Source organism: Geothrix mesophila (assembly GCF_022808835.1).
GTDB classification, from domain to species: domain Bacteria; phylum Acidobacteriota; class Holophagae; order Holophagales; family Holophagaceae; genus Geothrix; species Geothrix paludis.
Window position 1 is genome coordinate 433,733 of sequence record NZ_JAKZLD010000004.1, and the last position, 15,344, is coordinate 449,076.

Annotated in this window: 15 protein-coding genes and 2 tRNA genes; 9 read left to right on the top strand and 8 right to left on the bottom strand. The window is 64.1% G+C overall.

The features are described 5' to 3' along the window. Positions 1–132 precede the first annotated feature (132 nt). Complete coding sequence (gene ftsE / locus MLG87_RS14270) at positions 133–819, top strand: cell division ATP-binding protein FtsE (RefSeq protein WP_243294386.1); 687 nt, start codon at positions 133–135, stop codon at positions 817–819. 88 nt (positions 820–907) lie between these two features. Continuing rightward, positions 908–1,495 carry a ribosome biogenesis GTP-binding protein YihA/YsxC gene (gene yihA / locus MLG87_RS14275; protein ID WP_243294387.1) on the top strand — a complete coding sequence of 196 codons (588 nt, stop codon included), beginning with the start codon at positions 908–910 and terminating at the stop codon, positions 1,493–1,495. Here the strand turns inward: yihA and MLG87_RS14280 are convergent. Then, positions 1,484–2,560, bottom strand: coding sequence for a VanZ family protein (locus MLG87_RS14280; RefSeq protein WP_243294388.1), 1,077 nt, complete (start codon positions 2,558–2,560; stop codon positions 1,484–1,486). The two genes, yihA and MLG87_RS14280, sit on opposite strands and share 12 nt — an antisense overlap. A 168-nt stretch (positions 2,561–2,728) precedes the next feature. Here MLG87_RS14280 and MLG87_RS14285 point away from each other — a divergent pair, with 168 nt between their 5' ends. The 4 genes from MLG87_RS14285 to MLG87_RS14300 all read left to right on the top strand — a co-directional run bounded on the left by MLG87_RS14285 (position 2,729) and on the right by MLG87_RS14300 (position 7,532). Then, the gene (locus MLG87_RS14285) at positions 2,729–3,478 is read left to right on the top strand and encodes a cytidylate kinase-like family protein (RefSeq protein ID WP_243294389.1); all 750 of its coding nucleotides are present in this window, start codon (positions 2,729–2,731) and stop codon (positions 3,476–3,478) included. 510 nt (positions 3,479–3,988) lie between these two features. After that, positions 3,989–5,356, top strand: coding sequence for a tyrosine-type recombinase/integrase (locus MLG87_RS14290; protein ID WP_243294390.1), 1,368 nt, complete (start codon positions 3,989–3,991; stop codon positions 5,354–5,356). A gap of 421 nt (positions 5,357–5,777) precedes the next feature. Continuing rightward, entirely contained in the window at positions 5,778–6,002 is a 225-nt protein-coding gene (locus MLG87_RS14295; RefSeq protein WP_243294391.1) for an excisionase family DNA-binding protein, read from the top strand. Positions 6,003–6,329: 327 nt separating this feature from the next. Beyond that, the gene (locus MLG87_RS14300) at positions 6,330–7,532 is read left to right on the top strand and encodes a rep family protein (protein WP_243294392.1); all 1,203 of its coding nucleotides are present in this window, start codon (positions 6,330–6,332) and stop codon (positions 7,530–7,532) included. A gap of 43 nt (positions 7,533–7,575) precedes the next feature. Here the strand turns inward: MLG87_RS14300 and MLG87_RS14305 are convergent, their stop codons facing one another. From MLG87_RS14305 to MLG87_RS14330, 6 genes are all read right to left on the bottom strand, one after another. Then, on the bottom strand, positions 7,576–7,764 hold the full coding sequence (locus MLG87_RS14305; protein WP_243294393.1) for a hypothetical protein: 189 nt from the start codon (positions 7,762–7,764) through the stop codon (positions 7,576–7,578). A 15-nt stretch (positions 7,765–7,779) separates the two neighbouring features. Further along, entirely contained in the window at positions 7,780–8,724 is a 945-nt protein-coding gene (locus MLG87_RS14310) for a GAF domain-containing protein (RefSeq protein WP_243294394.1), read from the bottom strand. Between the two features lie 5 nt (positions 8,725–8,729). After that, on the bottom strand, positions 8,730–9,515 hold the full coding sequence (locus MLG87_RS14315; protein ID WP_243294395.1) for a hypothetical protein: 786 nt from the start codon (positions 9,513–9,515) through the stop codon (positions 8,730–8,732). Positions 9,516–9,741: 226 nt separating this feature from the next. Beyond that, positions 9,742–12,102 carry a DNA methyltransferase gene (locus tag MLG87_RS14320; protein ID WP_243294396.1) on the bottom strand — a complete coding sequence of 787 codons (2,361 nt, stop codon included), beginning with the start codon at positions 12,100–12,102 and terminating at the stop codon, positions 9,742–9,744. A gap of 288 nt (positions 12,103–12,390) precedes the next feature. Beyond that, positions 12,391–12,465, bottom strand: a tRNA-Glu gene (locus MLG87_RS14325). 17 nt (positions 12,466–12,482) lie between these two features. Next, positions 12,483–12,557, bottom strand: a tRNA-Gln gene (locus MLG87_RS14330). Positions 12,558–12,661: 104 nt separating this feature from the next. Between MLG87_RS14330 and MLG87_RS14335 the strand changes: the two genes are divergently transcribed. Beyond that, a complete protein-coding gene (locus tag MLG87_RS14335; RefSeq protein WP_243294397.1) occupies positions 12,662–13,591 on the top strand; it encodes a GGDEF domain-containing protein in 930 nt (309 codons plus the stop codon). Positions 13,592–13,661: 70 nt separating this feature from the next. Continuing rightward, positions 13,662–14,126: a DMT family transporter gene (locus tag MLG87_RS14340; protein WP_243294398.1), complete on the top strand. Its 465-nt coding sequence runs from the start codon at positions 13,662–13,664 to the stop codon at positions 14,124–14,126. 10 nt (positions 14,127–14,136) lie between these two features. Here the strand turns inward: MLG87_RS14340 and MLG87_RS14345 are convergent, their stop codons facing one another. Next, a complete protein-coding gene (locus MLG87_RS14345; RefSeq protein WP_243294399.1) occupies positions 14,137–14,397 on the bottom strand; it encodes a hypothetical protein in 261 nt (86 codons plus the stop codon). A 106-nt stretch (positions 14,398–14,503) separates the two neighbouring features. Here MLG87_RS14345 and MLG87_RS14350 point away from each other — a divergent pair, with 106 nt between their 5' ends. Then, the gene (locus MLG87_RS14350) at positions 14,504–15,316 is read left to right on the top strand and encodes a DUF4097 family beta strand repeat-containing protein (protein WP_243294400.1); all 813 of its coding nucleotides are present in this window, start codon (positions 14,504–14,506) and stop codon (positions 15,314–15,316) included. The last annotated feature ends 28 nt before the right edge of the window (positions 15,317–15,344 follow it).

The window sequence follows — 15,344 nt, forward strand, 5'->3', positions numbered from 1 at the left end:
TCGGGTGGCCGGGACGTGGCCATGCTGGTGGAGAGGATCGAAAGACTGGAACCGCGAAACGCGCCAAAAAGCGCGAAAATGAAAACCTCTTCTTTTGCGTGTTTTCGCGTTTTTCGCGGTTACTTTTTTTCTATGATCACCCTCACCCACGTCGGCAAGCAGTACGACCGCATCCACACCGCCCTCTCGGATGTGAGCTTCGCCATCGATTCAGGCGAGTTCGTGTTCCTCACGGGGCCCAGCGGCGCGGGGAAGTCCACGCTGCTGAAGCTGCTCTTCCGCGAGCAGGTGCCCAGCAGCGGCGAGATCCAGCTGGCGGGACACCGCCTGTCCGCCATGCCCGAGAAGGAGATCCCCCTGCTGCGCCGGAAGCTGGGTGTGGTGTTCCAGGACTTCAAGCTCATCCGGACCCGCACCATCTTCGAGAACGTGGCCTTCGTCCTGCGGGTGCTGGGCGTCAGCGCCGCGGAGCAGAAGCAGCGCACCTTCCGGGCCCTCAAAATGGTGGGCCTCCAGCACAAGCTCAGCAGCTATCCGCTCCAGCTCTCCGGTGGCGAGCAGCAGCGCGTGGCCATCGCCCGGGCCCTGGTGAACGACCCCCTGGTGCTGCTGGCGGACGAGCCCACGGGCAACCTGGACCCCGACCTCGCCCAGGAGATCATGGCCCTCTTCGAGCGCATCAACGGCCAGGGCACCACCGTCGTCGTGGCCACCCACGACCGCAGCCTCATCCAGCGCATGAGGAAGCGCGTCATCGGCCTCGACCACGGGCGCATCGCCTTCGACCAGCCGGCGCCCACGAGCCTGGTGACGGTGTAGGGGCAGTCCGGACTCCAGACTGCGGACGGCCTGGAAGGGCGCTAATCTTGAATTTGCCTCGACCTTCGTCGTAGCCACCCGAGGTCCCATGGCCCAGCCCCTCACCGATGCCCGTTTCGTCACCTCCGCCTCCGACGCGCGGACGCTGGGGGTATGCCACGCGGAGGTGGCCTTTGTGGGGCGCAGCAACGTGGGGAAGTCCTCGCTGCTGAACGCCCTGGCCAACCAGAAGCAGCTGGCGCGGGTATCCAAGACGCCAGGACGCACGCGGCTCATCAACGTGTTCCTCACGGGGCCTGACCGCTGGATCGTGGACCTGCCGGGCTACGGCTTCGCCACCGGCCCCGCCGCCGAGCGGGCCACCTGGCAGAAGATGATCGAGGGCTACCTCACGGGCCGGGCCACGCTGCGCATGGTCTTCGTGCTGGTGGACGCCGAGGTGGGCCCCACGAAGCTGGACCACCAGATGATCGAGTGGCTCCGCGCCGAGGGCCTGCCCCTCCGCGTCGTAGCCACCAAGGCCGACCAGGTGAAGCCCAGCAGGGCCCTGAAACAGCGCAAGGACGTGGCCGCGGACCTGGGCCTGCATGCCGGGGACATCGCCTGGGTGAGCGCTGGCAAGGGCACGGGCATTCCCGAGCTGCGGCGCGAGGTGGCGGACCTGCTAGAACTCTAGCGGTTCGACCTTCCCGCCCCGCCACACCATGAACCGCCCCTCGTGCGCCCAGGGCAGGGCGATGCCGTTGGCTTCGACCTCGTGGGTGTGGAAGTGGCCGGTCAGGAAGGTGGCGCCGGGGTGGGCCTGGGCGGTGGCGCGGAAGGCCTCGCGGGGGAAGGTGAGCTTGTAGGCGGCGTTGGTGGTGCGGAGCTTCCGCTCCATCCAGGCGGACACCTTCCGGGCCGTGCCCGCGGGCATCAGGCGGAACACCAGCCACAGGGCTCCGGAGCGGGACACCAGGTTCCACAGGCGGTACTGGCGGTCCGCGGTGTTGATGAGGTCACCGTGCTCCCAGGCCAGGAACTCGTCCTCCAGCGCCCCGCCGATGCCCTCGCCCATGAGGTTGAAGCGCGCGGCGTGGCGGTCCAGGAAGTACTCGCGGTTCCCCATCCACAGACCCACCCAGCGACCCGAGGCGCGGCGGGCGTCCACCCAGGCGAGGAAGGTCCGTTGCGCCTCCGTTTCCATGCCCGGAAAGCCCACCCACACGTCGAAGACATCGCCGAGGAGCAGCCAGTCGGCCTCCGGATGGGCTGCGGTGGCCGCCTCCAGGCCGGTGAGCGTGGCGTTCCAGTGGGGGTCTGCGACGAGGATGAGATCCCGGGCGGGGTCCGACCTGCGCGGCGTGCCGCGGCGCCAGGAGAGGGCTCCCAGGCGCCGGGTGAACAGGAGGTGGAGGGAGCCCACGGTCAGGCCCAGGCCCCCACCGAAACAGTCCGCCAGCCAGTCGCCGAACTCGCAGGAGCGGCCGGGGACGAAGAACTGGTGCAGCTCATCGGAGGCGCCGTAGAGGGCGACGGCGGCCAGGATCCACAGGTGCCGACGGTAGAGGGGCAGGCCGGTGGCAGTGTGGCGCAGCGTCCGGTCCAAGGCCAGGGCCAGCAGCGCGTACACCGAGGCATGGGCGGCCTTGTCCAGGGGCGAGGGCAGCTCGATCCCACCCGGGTAGTGCCCCTGCGCACTCAGCCAGAAGATCGTTCCGGCCAAAGCCAGGGGAAGGAGCCAATATCCACGGAAGCGCATGATCCATCGAACCACAGGCGATGGGGAGATGCGAGCCGGCCCGCCCAGGCGGCTCTGGAACCGGGCGATCCCCGAAATATCAGCGCGCGGGGACCTTGCCACCGCCCGTGGAGGCCGTACCTTCCGGGCGTAGGCCCCGGATCTGGCCGCTCAGAAGCCGGAGGTTCCATGCCCAAGAGCTTCGATTCCCTTATTCCCAGCATCGAGCAGCGCGAAGCCGGCTGGATGCGCCTCCGGGAGCGCTTCGAGCAGGCCCATCGGCCCCAGGCTCATCCGTCCGTGACCATCTCCAGGCAGTACGGGTGCGAGGGCTATGCGCTGGGCCAGCGGCTCAAGGTGCTGCTGGAGGAGGCCTCCGGCCAGCCCTGGAACCTGTTCGACAAGGCGCTGGTGGACCAGGTGGCCTCGGATGAGAACCTGTCCCGCCAGCTCCTGGGCCATCTGGGGGACGAGAGCCACGCGCAGGATGTCCTCCGGACCCACTTCGGCCACCTCACCCACGATGACGCCTACGCCAAGGTGGTGAAGCACCTCGTCCAGATCGCCATGGTCGGTAGCGCCATCATCGTCGGCCGGGGCGGAGCCGTGGCCTGCCAGGACCTGAAGAACTGCTTCCATTTCCGCCTGGAGGCCGGCTTCGATTTCCGGATCTCGACCATCGCCCGCCGCCTGGACATCCCCCTGGCGGAGGCCGAGAAACTGGTCCGGAAGCAGTCGAAGCTGCGGGAGAAGTTCATCAGTGAATGCCTCCACGCGGACGTCACGTCCTCCCGCTGGTACGACGCCGTGTTCAACAACGAGCGCCAGAGCGTGGAGACCATCGCCCAGGCCTGTCGGCGGATCGTGGTCGGCGGCTGGCCCGATCCGGACTACTTCAGGCACGACCCGATGCGCGTGGGCCTGGTGATCCGGAGCTGACCCCTTCCATGGCCCGGGCCTGGCAGGTCGGGCAGTGGCCCAGGCAGGTCCAGGAGCAGGCGGGGCGCGCGGCCTTGGGCGCCGGCGGGGGAATGGGAACAGAGGCGGCCATGCCTTCAGGATAGCGCCGGGGAGGGGCGACTGCGGGCGGCTGGCGCGGCTAGGCAGAGACAACTTGGACATGATGCTCAGCCCGCCGGGGGCCCGGCTCGGAAGACGGCCTTTGCCATCTCCCTCGCCACCCGGCTGGGCTTCGCCATCCGTGACTTCGATTCCCCTTGGGACAAGAAGAAGGCCCGGCTTGCGCCGGGCCGTTTGGTAGTCCCAAGGGGAATCGAACCCCTGTTTACGCTGTGAGAGGGGTTGAAAATACGAATTCACGGACATGAGCGATCTTCCGTGAACACAGAAGTATTTGAAAACACTGCAATGGTTCGATATTTGCATTCACTTGAGTTCGGGCGAGTTCGGGAACATATTTTCCCCCTGGTTTCCCCCCGGAGTGAAGTGATGGCCAGAACCATGCGAAGCCCGAAACTGGATCGCCGAGAGGCCCGCCGAAAGCTGGCCGCCCAGCATGAACCGCATTGGGTTTCCATCGCACCAAATCAGGCCTTGGGCTACTTCAAGCCGGAGGGCGGGGCATCGGGAACCTGGCGGGCGAGAATCTACCTTCCCGAGACCCGGGCCAAACAGAAGAAGGCCCTGGGCACAGCCGATGACCACGCCGATGCCGATGGTCGAACGATTCTCAACTATGCCCAGGCGCAGGCCAAGGCCCGGGAATGGTTCGCCCAGGCCATGGCCGAGGCCGCGGGAGAGCGGGTTCATCGCGGCCCCTTCACGGTGGCTCATGCGATGGAGGCATATCTCGACCACATGGATCAGGAAGGGAAGAAGTCCGCTGCCGATGCCCGCAAGAGGACGGAACACCACATCCTCCCCGCCCTTGGTGGGGTGGAGGTCGAAAAGTTGACCCGCCTCCGGCTCGACAAGTGGAAGAACGAGCTTGCCGCATCCCCGCGATTAATTAAGCAACGCAAGCGCCCACTACCTGCGAAACCCAGGAAACCACAGAAGTATTTGAAGCCTGCCCCAAAAACCCCGAAGACCGCAGATGAAAAGCGTGCGCGAAAGGCCACGGCCAACCGCGTTCTATCTACGCTGAAGGCGGCCCTGACCTATGCGAAAAGCCGTGGCCTCGTTCACTGCCCTGATGATGCTTGGCGGAGCGTCAGGCCGTTCCAGGCCGTGGATGAGGCGCGGCAAAGCTACTTGACCCCGGAAGAGCAGCAGCGGCTTCTGAACTCGATCCGAGAACCCGACTTCAAGCGGCTGGTGACAGGGGCGCTGTTGACCGGGTGCCGGTACGGGGAATTGACGAGGATGGTGGTGGGGGATTTCGACAGCCTCGGCGGCACCGTATTGGTGCGCGAGGCGAAGGGGGGGAAGCCCCGACGAGCGATGCTGACCGAGGAGGGGAAGGAATACTTCAGATCCCTCACGGCGGGCAGGAAGCCCGTGGAAACCTTATTTCAGCGCGACCAGGTTGAGCGGCGCACAAGGGCCGGCGGCGTGGATCCCCTGGCCTGGGGACCGGCCGAGCAGACGCGGCGGATGCACGATGCTTGCGAGGCGGCTTCATTGCCGAAGATGGGCTTCCACCAGCTTCGGCACAGCTACGCCAGTGCCTTGGTGGCCGCGGGGATGCCACTGGCCTACGTGGCCCAGCTCACCGGGCATGCAGATACACGAATGTTGGAGAAACATTACGCGCACCTGGCCCCGTCCGACCTTACACGCGCACTGGAGACCTTGGCACCCAAGTTCGGCCTCGCGGTGGCTCCGGTGGCCGAATTGAAGATCAAGCGCGGTTGAAGCTGCACGAAGGCGGCTCCATGGTGTGTCCTCTCGGGCCGCCCATATTTGTGCCCGAATGTGGGGCTCACATCACCGGCTTAAAGTTCGGCTCCAGGCGGGCATTCAACCGCAAATTCTTCCGGGTCCAAGGAGCCTCGCTCCCCAGCTAGGGCCTTGATGGCCTCTGCGTGAATTCGCCGGCCCAGGTCATCACCCTGAGAGATGAATTGCGGGATGGGGCGGTGGAATTTGGCGAAGTAGGCGTGACTTAGTGCAAGGGGAATGCTGGGGGGAACGCTGGAAGACATGGTTCAAGTCTCCAACACAGAATGCGCGAAATTCAGGCTACGCATTTTTTCCCCCAGGGGAATAAACAAAAACAGAGAAGTGCGTTCGCATGAATACACAGGCCATCGCCTGTGTTCTAGGAGAACGACGCATGAACTCATCACTCTCGATACAACCCGACATCGCGCCTGCTTTGGCGACCTGTTTCAGCATCGAAGCCGCTGCCCAGCAGCTTGGGATCGGCCGGACTTTCGTGTATGCCCTCATCAAGCAGGGCCGGTTGGCAAGCGTCAAGCTGGGCCGCCGTCGGTTGATCCCCATCGCGGCCATCAAGAGCCTGATCGAAGAGGGGCAAGGGGTGGGCCGTGTCGCCTGACGCGGCGCACACCCTTTCCAAGGCTGTGTCAGGGGGCCCCCCGGAAACTGGGCGAGGATCCGCAGGGCCTTTGATGCTCAACGTTATGGCCCCTATTCCCCTTTTTATCTGCGTCGGAAAACTTCAGAACTTCTCCAGATGAACCGGTGACCTGTCGCCGATCTTTCGGCGAAGCGTCGCAGAACCATCAGCACCAAGTCCAAGGCACAAGTGCGGACGGCCCGCAGGTGCATCTAGACGAAGTAGGAACCCCGCGGCCATTAGGCCCAGCCGAAGGCCTGTCATGGCGGCGCCTTCCACCGTCAGCAACGCCGGGAGGAGCCCTCCTTGATATTGAATGAACAATTGCAGCAGCCGGATCATCCCCACGCCTTCATGCCCCGGGTGGTGAGCGACAGGATGACTGGGCCGGGAGCCAGGGACGCCATGCTCGGGCTGTTGAAGGCCAACGGATACGCGAAAACCGCCGGTGAGGTGTCCCGGTGCAACACGATTCCGATTGGGCGCGGGATGGTGGTGCTCCGTGAACGTCCGGATGGGTGGCGGTATTGGACAGGCCTGAATTATTGCGGACGGATGCCCTGCCTCATCTGCGGCCCCTATCTGCTCGCAAAACGCCTGCGCGAAATGGGGCGGATAGGCGGCCGGATCGCTAGCATTGAGAACCTTCAGCACTTTTCCTTGACCCTCTCCATGCGGCATCAGAAGGAAACGGGTTGGGGGGCCCAGGTGGGTGTGTTGAACGGCATGTTGCATGTCCTGCAAAGCCGAGCGTGGTTCAGAAAAGCGGTCAAGGGCAGCTTCCGGGTGCTGGAGTCCACCTATGGAGAGCATGGACACCATCCCCACGCGCATCTCCTGGTGTCCATTCATCCCCTCTTACGCCTGAGCCCCGCCGCGTTTTTTGAGCGCGTGGCGGAGGTCTGTGAGCGTGCAGCACTGCGGGCCGGGATGTCCTGTGGCTATCGGGAGGGCTGGTGGTCGCCAATTGATTCCGAGGGGCTGCCCAGGGCCATTGGGTACAGATTCAAGAATCCGCCCTGGGGCCGTTATCTGGCCCAGCTCAGCCGCCCAGGCTTGGCGGGGGGGCGTTTTCGATTGACGGCCGCCCAGGTGGCCATGGCCTACGAGGCCGTATGGCGTGAATCAGCGGGGGTTCGCTGGTTCGGCGCCAGCGGTTGCTGGAAGGCCTCAGCCAATCGAGACGGTGGCGAAGCCGGAAGGGGCCCTTCGGAGGTGTCCAATGCCTCCTGCCACCCCTCCAACGCGAAGGAGGCCGATAAAGTCATCCTCGCCATCCCGGCAAAGGTGTGGTCGAAGTGGCCCCGCTCAGAATGCCGAGCACGTCAGGTCGCCCTCGTTGATCGAAGCCGTTCCCCGGAAGCCATGGCCGAAACGGTCAAGGCCTGGGCCGACTTTGTTCGTGAGGGGGCGGTTGAGGCACCGCTTCTGCTCCCCCCAAAGACCAAGAGCCTAGCAGTCACGGCAGATCCGCTAGGAGGCGCCGCCCTAAAATTGCGCCGGAGTTGAGGGGCGTCTTTGAATGCCTCGGGGAGGGCATACTTCATAAATCTTATTTTTTAATTCTCAACTTTTTCGCAAGTTGCTTGTCTTCTAGGATTTCTTCTCGAAACATATTAAAAAACCAATGTGATATTTTATTATTGGCATCAGCATCTTTTGAGTGTGCAAATTTGGAGCCAGATGCGCTTGCTGGCTTATTCCTTGAGAGCACCGCCTGCTTACCGCTTGTCTTGGCCATAACCCCTCCAGCGGATCACACGAGTTCTTCGATTAAGGTTAAGTGATATTCATAAAGAATCCAGAGGGCAAAACGATCCATTATTGCCTTGAGGACTTCTTGCTTGGCTTCCGAAATGACATAAGGATTGTCAGATTTAATAGTTAATATCAATGTTACCTTGTCTTCTCCAGGATTTGTAATTGGCATTCCGATTATAGAGCCGATATTGTGAGTAGGGACAGGAGATTTAACGTATCTAGGCGATTTTAGTTTTAATTCTTCTTCAATATTTTCGATTATGAGAATTTTCTTTTCTTTTGCGACATGGCCAAAGAAAGTTAAATGTGGATTTTTAAGCATTTCACTGTGTGGCGTCCAACCTACTCCCCTCGGGTAAAATTGCAAATAACTGATTGCTCCACCCTTTTCATCCCTGACGGCCAATACAATTTTAATGGATTCATCTTCAAGTAGTTCATTCAGTGAATATTTAATTTCCTTTATTAAATTCGCCAGGGCTTCTTTAGGTTGAATTGCACAACTTATAAGATGTTTGGCAGAGATACCACCGCCGCTCCTTCTGCCACACTGCCCTAGCGAGCAAATGGTAAGCGGGTTGGATTTATCTCTAAAAAAACGATCATGGAGTTCTATGGTATTGGTCAAAACCTTTGTTTCTCCAATAATAAACCATTTCTTGATCATTAAATTAATAATTCCAGCGATTAATTGATACAGTGATGGAATTAAAAACAGAGAAAAATACCAGTATGGATGAAATTGTGTGAATAATTTTAGGCTCTTCTGAGTTGGTAGATCAACATTTGAATTAATTATGCCGATTGCCGCAGCAGGAATTCCAACGATTAATACTTCAAATGCTAGGACTTTTTTAGGGTGATCTTCTGAAAAACCGCGTGAAATATTGGCAATTTGTTTGCCAATTGCGAAAACGATTTTTTTAATATATTTGATCATATTCCTTACACTCCAATTGCAATCGGTCTATGCCAGCGGGGCCCTTCGGGGGTGTCCACGCGGCTGAGCATGCCGAGGTCGGTGAGGAGGTCCAGGTGGGCGGTGATGCTGTCGCGGTAGCGGCCCTTGCTCTTGAAGGCCTTGGCCACGTCCTCCAGGGCCCACAGGCGGGCGGAGGCCAGCAGCACACCGCGCAGGGCGGCGAGCTGGTCTTTGAGGCCCTTGGGCCAGGGCTGGGGCTCGGGAGCTGACCCCGACACCGCGGACTTAAAATCGGTTTCCTCGGGAAGGAGGGCCGTCGCTACAACCTGCGCGGCCTCGGGGGCCTGGTACTCAGGGCGCAGCCAGCGCACGAGGCCCCGGGCCTCCTCCGCGGCGCGTTCCTGGTTCAGGGCCACCAGGCGCTCCAGGATCTCGGCCTCGGGCAGGTCCGCGGGCCAGCCGTAAGCCTCGGCCACGGCGGCGTCCAGCTCGTCGTGGAACTGGCGGAGGATCTCGGTCTGGGCAGCCTCGTGCTGCTCGCGTTCCTTAGCCGTGAAGGCCTCACCGGCCCGCAGCTTGGCCAGGAGGTTGTACATGCCCGTGATCGTCACGCCCCGCCCCTGGGCCGCCTTGCGGTGGGCGTCCAGGCACTCTGCCAGGTCGCGGATGCGGGCCTTCTGGGCATCCGTGGCGTCCGGGAAGGGGAAGGGGTCGAAGCAGGTGGTCTTGTTATAGACTGGCCGATCTTCCAGAAGCGAGCCATTAGCGCCGGGTGATGCCCAAACCTTGTGAGGGCAAGATTCCAGCACGCCCATAAACCAAGCATCCTCCAGCCCGATCGCGATGAGTTTGTCATCAGGAAGAACAGCCCCATCGAGAAACTGAAAGACTCGATGTTTTGCCACCTGGGGCGTAGCGATGTAACGGGAAAGGCCTGCAAGGGCCTGCCGCAACTCTTTCCGGGGGCACCAGAAGTACCACCAATTATCGGCTACCCCCTTGGTTCCAGCGTTAAGCCGCTGGATTCGAACCGTCTCAAAGAGATGCTGGTAGGGGCCAGGAGCTATTCGCTTCGCTTCGTCCTCTGAAAATCCGAAAAAGTCGATGATCCAGCGGCCGCGCGGCTTGTCGGTTATATCGCGCCCATTGAAATAGGCTTTCAATACCGAAGGGTATCCCCAGTTTGAAGCCTGCTGCTCGGAGACCAGATAACCTTCCCCGTAAGGAATCATGCCCCTTCCACCGATGGCGGAATTGGCCTTCAGCGGCACCGCGCCAGATACTTTTACCCCCCGCACTCAGATCCTCGTGGATCGCTTCCACGTTCCCCCCGTCCACCCTCACGGCAGCGGCTTCTGCCTCAGGCGTGTCGGCGCTTCGCTCCTCTACCACGCGGCCCAGCCAGGGTTGGCCCTCCAGGCCGCCCACGGTCATGGCGATGCGGACGGCGGCACCCTCGTCGGTCCAGGGGTGATCGGGGATGGCCCACAGCAGCTTGAGGGGATTCTTCCCGGTCGTGGCGTGGGTGATGACGCGGCGGTTGAAGGCCTGGGTGAGGCTATTGGTGGTGATGAGCCCAAAGCGGCGGGCACGGCCCGCTCGCACAGCTTCGGCGGCCTTGTGCCACCAATAGAGGACGAGATCCACGCTGTCGGGCACGGCGGGGTAGGCGGCGCGTAGGGCCTCCACGTAGCCGTCCCCCAGGGCTTCGCGTACCCGCTTGTTCCCCAAGAAGGGCGGGTTGCCCACGATGAAGTCGGCCTCAGGCCAGGGGGCTGGGCGCGGGTCCAGGTATTCGACAATGGCTGTCTGGGCCGTCTCGTCGGGCACGGGCTTGCCGGTGGCGGGGTGGGTCTTGAAGGTGCGGCCATCCCAGCGGCTGCGGCCCGTGTCGCGGGTGCCGGTCGAGGCCAGCACGGCGTCGCGGCACTGGATGTTGCCGTAGGCCTGGAGCACGGGCTCCGGCGGGTTCATGTCGGGGTGCAGGCGGTGGAACCATTGCAGATGGCTGATCCACAGCACCAGGTCGGTGATGTCCCGGGCCCAGGGCTTTACCTCCAGGCCCACGAACTGCGCGGGCGTCACCAGCACGCCCTCCAGGGCCAGGGAGCGGCCCGTCTCGCCCAGGTCCTCCAGGCGGCGCTGCACCTCGCCCTCCAGCCGCTTCAACACGTCATAGGCCGTGGCCAGGAAGTTGCCGCTGCCGCAGGCCGGATCGAGCACCTTCACATGGGCCAGGTGGCGCTGGAAGTCGTGGAGCACCTCGCGGGCCTTGGCCTTGTCGGCGTCGGTGGCTTCAGCGCCGAGCAGCGCCATGGCCTCGGCTTGGGCCAGCTCCCAATCGGCGCGAAGGGGTTCCTCCAGGGCCGGGCGCAGCAGGCGCTCCACGTAAGCGCGGGGCGTGTAGTGGGCGCCCAGGCGGTGGCGCTCGCGGGCATCCAGGGCGCTCTCCAACAGGGTGCCGAAGATGCTGGGATCCACCTCGGCCCAGTTGAAGGCGGCGGCCTTGGCCAGCCGGGCGATCTCGTCGGCGTTCAGGTCCAGGGCCAGGCTCTCGGAGAACAGGCCGCCGTTGAAGCGCAGCACCTTGAGGGGCCCCCAGAAGCCGCCGGTGTTCATGGCGTCCCACAGGCTCTCCATGCCCTTGGGGAAGGCTTCGGGATGCTCCTTCCAGGCCCCCTCCAGGGCGCTCTGGAACAGCTTTTCGGGCAGGAGGCCCACGTCCTCGGCGAAGAAGGTGAACACCACGCGCATGAGGAAGCGGGACACCACCTCGGCGGGGAAGCGGGCCTCCAGGCTGCGGGCCAGCCCGCCCAGGGCCGAGGCCACCTCGCGGGTGACGGCCGTGCGGGAGCGGGCGGGATCGAGGCTCTGGGGATCGAGCCAGAGGGCGCGGAAGTATTCCTGCACCTGGGGCGTGCGCAGGTCGTCCAGCGTGAAGCTGCGCCGGGCGCCGTAGCCGCCATAGGCCCCGGCGAAGCCATCCCACACATGGATGGCGTGGCCGATGTCGCAGGTGATGACGAAGGGCGGGCGCCGGGACAGGTTGCGGGCGTAGTTCACCGCCTGCCCGAATGCGGCCTCCATGTAGCGGTCGTAGGCGCGGGTGCCCCGGCGGGGCGCGGAACCGGGCGCGTCCGTGGTGCTGCCCTGCTTGGCCTCCAGCACGAAGCAGCCCTCGCGGTAGAGGTCGATGCTGCCGGTGGAAGTGGTGCCGTCCAGGTGGGTGAGCTTCAGGTCCTTCTCGAAGCAGTAAGTGGCGCCGGGCCCCTTGGGCTCGGGCATCGGCAGCTCCAGCGCCGCGCAGAAGTCGCGCAGGAAGGATTGGAAATTGGCCCGCTCGTTGCCGGCGGACCCTCGCCAGGTCTTCAGGAAGGCATCGAGCGCGGGGGACATGGGGAATACCTTACCTGGAAGTGGGCAGGTGGAGCCGCGGGAGGGCCTGCGATGGGCCACGGGGGCTCTGGGCAGGGGGGCCACACCGTCGTCGAGACCACGCATCCATCGGCGCATCGTCAAGCCCCGCGACGCGGCGCTCAAGCGAGCGCATGGTGGCGCCCTCGACCATCGGCGGCATGCCCTCGTGGGCCGGGCTTTTCCCCCTCGTTTCCCCCTGAGGCCAAGATGCAGGGTAGGGAGGTCGCTAAAAAACAAGAGCCCCCTAGATTTCTCTAGGGGGCTTGCTGGTAGTCCCAAGGGGAATCGAACCCCTGTTTACGCCGTGAGAGGGCGTCGTCCTAACCGCTAGACGATGGGACCAGGAACCAAGTTTTGAGTGGTTGGGGAGGAAGGACTCGAACCCTCACCTGACAGAACCAGAATCTGTTGTCCTACCATTAGACCACTCCCCAACGAGTGGAAGATTCAATGTACCAGGTGTTGGGTAAAAGACAAGAGGTGGTTCCGGCAGGTGGGATGTAGTCTTCCAAAAAAGAAGGGATCTCCCGGAGGACCCATGGTGCGCAAACGGCCTGCCCCGTCCCGGCCCGTGCAGGCGTCCGTCACCGCGGACATGCCCACGCTGGCGGGGATCCAGCCCGGGGGCGACCTCCCCGAGGCCCCTTCGGAATGGGCGCTGGTGGCCTACGCGGGCGCGGCGCTGGGACGGATCTTCGCCCTGCGGCCCGGGGCTTCCCTCATCGGCCGGGCCCCGGACGTCCAGGTGGCGCTCCTGGATGGCGAGGTGAGCCGGCACCACGCCCGGATCGGCGTGATCGGCGGCCAGGTGTGGCTGGAAGACCTCGGGTCCACCAACGGCACCCTGCTGAACGGCTCGCGCATCCAGGGGGCCGTGGCCCTGCATCCGGGCGATCGCATGGCCATCGGCGGCCACGTGCTGAAGCTGGTGGCCATGGACCCCCTCGAGCGCGCCTTCCACGAGACCCTGCTGGACCTCAGCACCAAGGACCCGCTCACGGGCCTGGCCAACCGCACCCGCGCCCTGGCGGAGTTCCAGACCCGCTTCGGCCTCAGCGTGCGCTACGGTCGGCCGCTGTCGGTGCTGATGTGCGACCTGGACCACTTCAAGCAGATCAACGACACCCACGGCCACGGGGCCGGGGACTTCGTGCTCCAGGTCTTCGGGGAGCGGCTGCGGGCCACGCTGCGCGAGGCGGACCTGGCCGGCCGGATCGGCGGGGAGGAGTTCCTCGTGATCCTTCCGGAGACGGACCTGAATGGCGCGCGGCCCCTCGCGGAGCGCTTCCGGAAGGCCATGGGGGAAGTGCCCGTGCCCCTTCCCGGCGGCGGGCTGCTGGTCACCTGCAGCCTCGGCATCGCCGAGCGGGGCCCCGGGGACCTGGATGCGGGGCAGATGCTGGCCCGGGCGGACGCCGGCCTCTACCGGGCCAAGGTGGAGGGGCGCAACCGCGTGTGCGCCCTCTGAAGAACTCCGGTCAAAGGACGGCGGGGGCTTCCAAGGTGGCTACCATGGGCCCTTCCAGGCGGAGGCACGGATGGTTCTGCTCTTTCTCGTGATGGCCTTCGCCATCGGACTGGCGGTGCCCCTCCAGTCGGCCGTCAACAACGCGCTCAGGGCATCGCTCCACAGCGGCTCCATGCTGGCGGCCCTGGTGTCCTTCGCGGTGGGCACCGTGGCGTTGCTGGTGGTTTCCGCCCTCACGGGCCAGCCCTTCGCGGCGCTGGGCGGCCTCTCCCGCGTGCCGTGGTGGCAGTGGCTGGGCGGCTTCCTGGGGGCCTTCTTCGTGTTCGGGACGACCCTGCTGGCTCCCCGCATCGGCCTGGCGGCCATGGTGTCCCTCATCGTGGCGGGGCAGGTGTGCTCCTCGCTGGCCTTCGATCATTTCGGCCTCATCGGTCTCCAGGCGCGGGGCCTGTCCTGGATCCGCCTTCTCGGGGCCGGGTTCATCCTGGCGGGCGCGATCCTCGTGAACTTCGGCGACCGCTGGCTGGCGCGCTGACGCCGGTCGCTCAGGCCTTGCGGACCCGCTCGGCCACCTTGTCGAGCGTGTCCCAGATCTGGTGGCAGTCCTCGCAGGAGGAACGCGGATCGCCGCAGGGGAAACCCTCGATGCCGATGCCCTGGCAGCGGGGGGTGCGGAAGAAGAACAGCAGCTCGCCGATGGAGGTCTGCATGCGCTCCCGGAGGGCCGCGTCCGGAAGGGAGCGCAGGTCCTGGATGAGCTTCCACTCGGCGGGGCTGAGCTCGGGGCGGTCGATGGTCTGGGACATGGGGACTCCGCGCACTCCCAAGTATACGGAGCTGGAAAGGAGTCTAAACCGCCTCCGAAGGCCTTCGTATCACCTCCAACGTTCTCTGACAACGCAGGAGGCTTCCATGTCCCTCACCCATCCCCTCGCCGCGGCCGTGGCCGCCGTCCTCCTCTGGGCCCCGCTCGCCGCCCAGACCCAGGTGATCCAGCCCGCCAAGGCTGAGAAGACCACGGAGACCCGCACGGTACCCCTGGCGGCCGGCTCGACGCTCAAGGTGAAGAACGTCAACGGATTCATCCACGTGGAGGCCTGGGACCGCGACGAGGTCCAGTTCACGGGTGAGTTCAAGCCCAGCAGCCGGGACGAGCAGGTGAAGGTGGTCCTCGAATCCGGGAAGAACGGTCTGGAAATCCGCGGCGAGTACCCCAAGCACAATGGCTGGGGTTCCTACCAGGGGCCGCAGTGCCTGATGACCCTCAAGGTGCCGCGCAAAGTGGTCCCTTCCCTGGAGACCGTGAACGGTGAGGTGGCCCTCAGCGGAACCCAGGGCGCCGCCAGCCTAACCACCGTGAACGGAGGGGTGCGCGCCACGGACCTGGGGGATTCCCTCAAGGCGACCACGGTGAACGGCGCCGTCACCCTGGAGCGGGTGCAGGGTGGCCTCACCATCCAGACCGTGAACGGCACCATCAAGGGCACGGGTCTGGACGGCCTGGGCCGCGGGGTCAAGGCCGAGACCGTCAACGGCACCATCCACCTCCAGATCGCGGGCCTGAAGGGGCACCTCACCGCCACCACGCTGAACGGCGGCATCACCTTCAAGGCCAAGGGCGCCGAGCAGGTGGAGGTGGCCAAGCGGCGGGTCACGGCCACCTTCCCCGGAGGGGACCAGGACATCCACCTGAGCACGGTGAACGGGGCGATCACGCTGGATTAGGACCTCTCGACCCATGGAGAAGAGCCGG

Excerpts from the sequence above, each read along its gene's own strand:
- ftsE (WP_243294386.1), top strand. The coding sequence starts at position 133 with ATGATCACCCTCACCCACGTCGGCAAGCAGTACGACCGCATCCACACC.
- yihA (WP_243294387.1), top strand. The coding sequence starts at position 908 with ATGGCCCAGCCCCTCACCGATGCCCGTTTCGTCACCTCCGCCTCCGAC.
- MLG87_RS14280 (WP_243294388.1), bottom strand. The coding sequence starts at position 2,560 with ATGCGCTTCCGTGGATATTGGCTCCTTCCCCTGGCTTTGGCCGGAACG.
- MLG87_RS14285 (WP_243294389.1), top strand. The coding sequence starts at position 2,729 with ATGCCCAAGAGCTTCGATTCCCTTATTCCCAGCATCGAGCAGCGCGAA.
- MLG87_RS14290 (WP_243294390.1), top strand. The coding sequence starts at position 3,989 with ATGGCCAGAACCATGCGAAGCCCGAAACTGGATCGCCGAGAGGCCCGC.
- MLG87_RS14295 (WP_243294391.1), top strand. The coding sequence starts at position 5,778 with ATGAACTCATCACTCTCGATACAACCCGACATCGCGCCTGCTTTGGCG.
- MLG87_RS14305 (WP_243294393.1), bottom strand. The coding sequence starts at position 7,764 with ATGGCCAAGACAAGCGGTAAGCAGGCGGTGCTCTCAAGGAATAAGCCA.
- MLG87_RS14310 (WP_243294394.1), bottom strand. The coding sequence starts at position 8,724 with ATGATCAAATATATTAAAAAAATCGTTTTCGCAATTGGCAAACAAATT.
- MLG87_RS14320 (WP_243294396.1), bottom strand. The coding sequence starts at position 12,102 with ATGTCCCCCGCGCTCGATGCCTTCCTGAAGACCTGGCGAGGGTCCGCC.
- MLG87_RS14335 (WP_243294397.1), top strand. The coding sequence starts at position 12,662 with ATGGTGCGCAAACGGCCTGCCCCGTCCCGGCCCGTGCAGGCGTCCGTC.
- MLG87_RS14340 (WP_243294398.1), top strand. The coding sequence starts at position 13,662 with ATGGTTCTGCTCTTTCTCGTGATGGCCTTCGCCATCGGACTGGCGGTG.
- MLG87_RS14345 (WP_243294399.1), bottom strand. The coding sequence starts at position 14,397 with ATGTCCCAGACCATCGACCGCCCCGAGCTCAGCCCCGCCGAGTGGAAG.
- MLG87_RS14350 (WP_243294400.1), top strand. The coding sequence starts at position 14,504 with ATGTCCCTCACCCATCCCCTCGCCGCGGCCGTGGCCGCCGTCCTCCTC.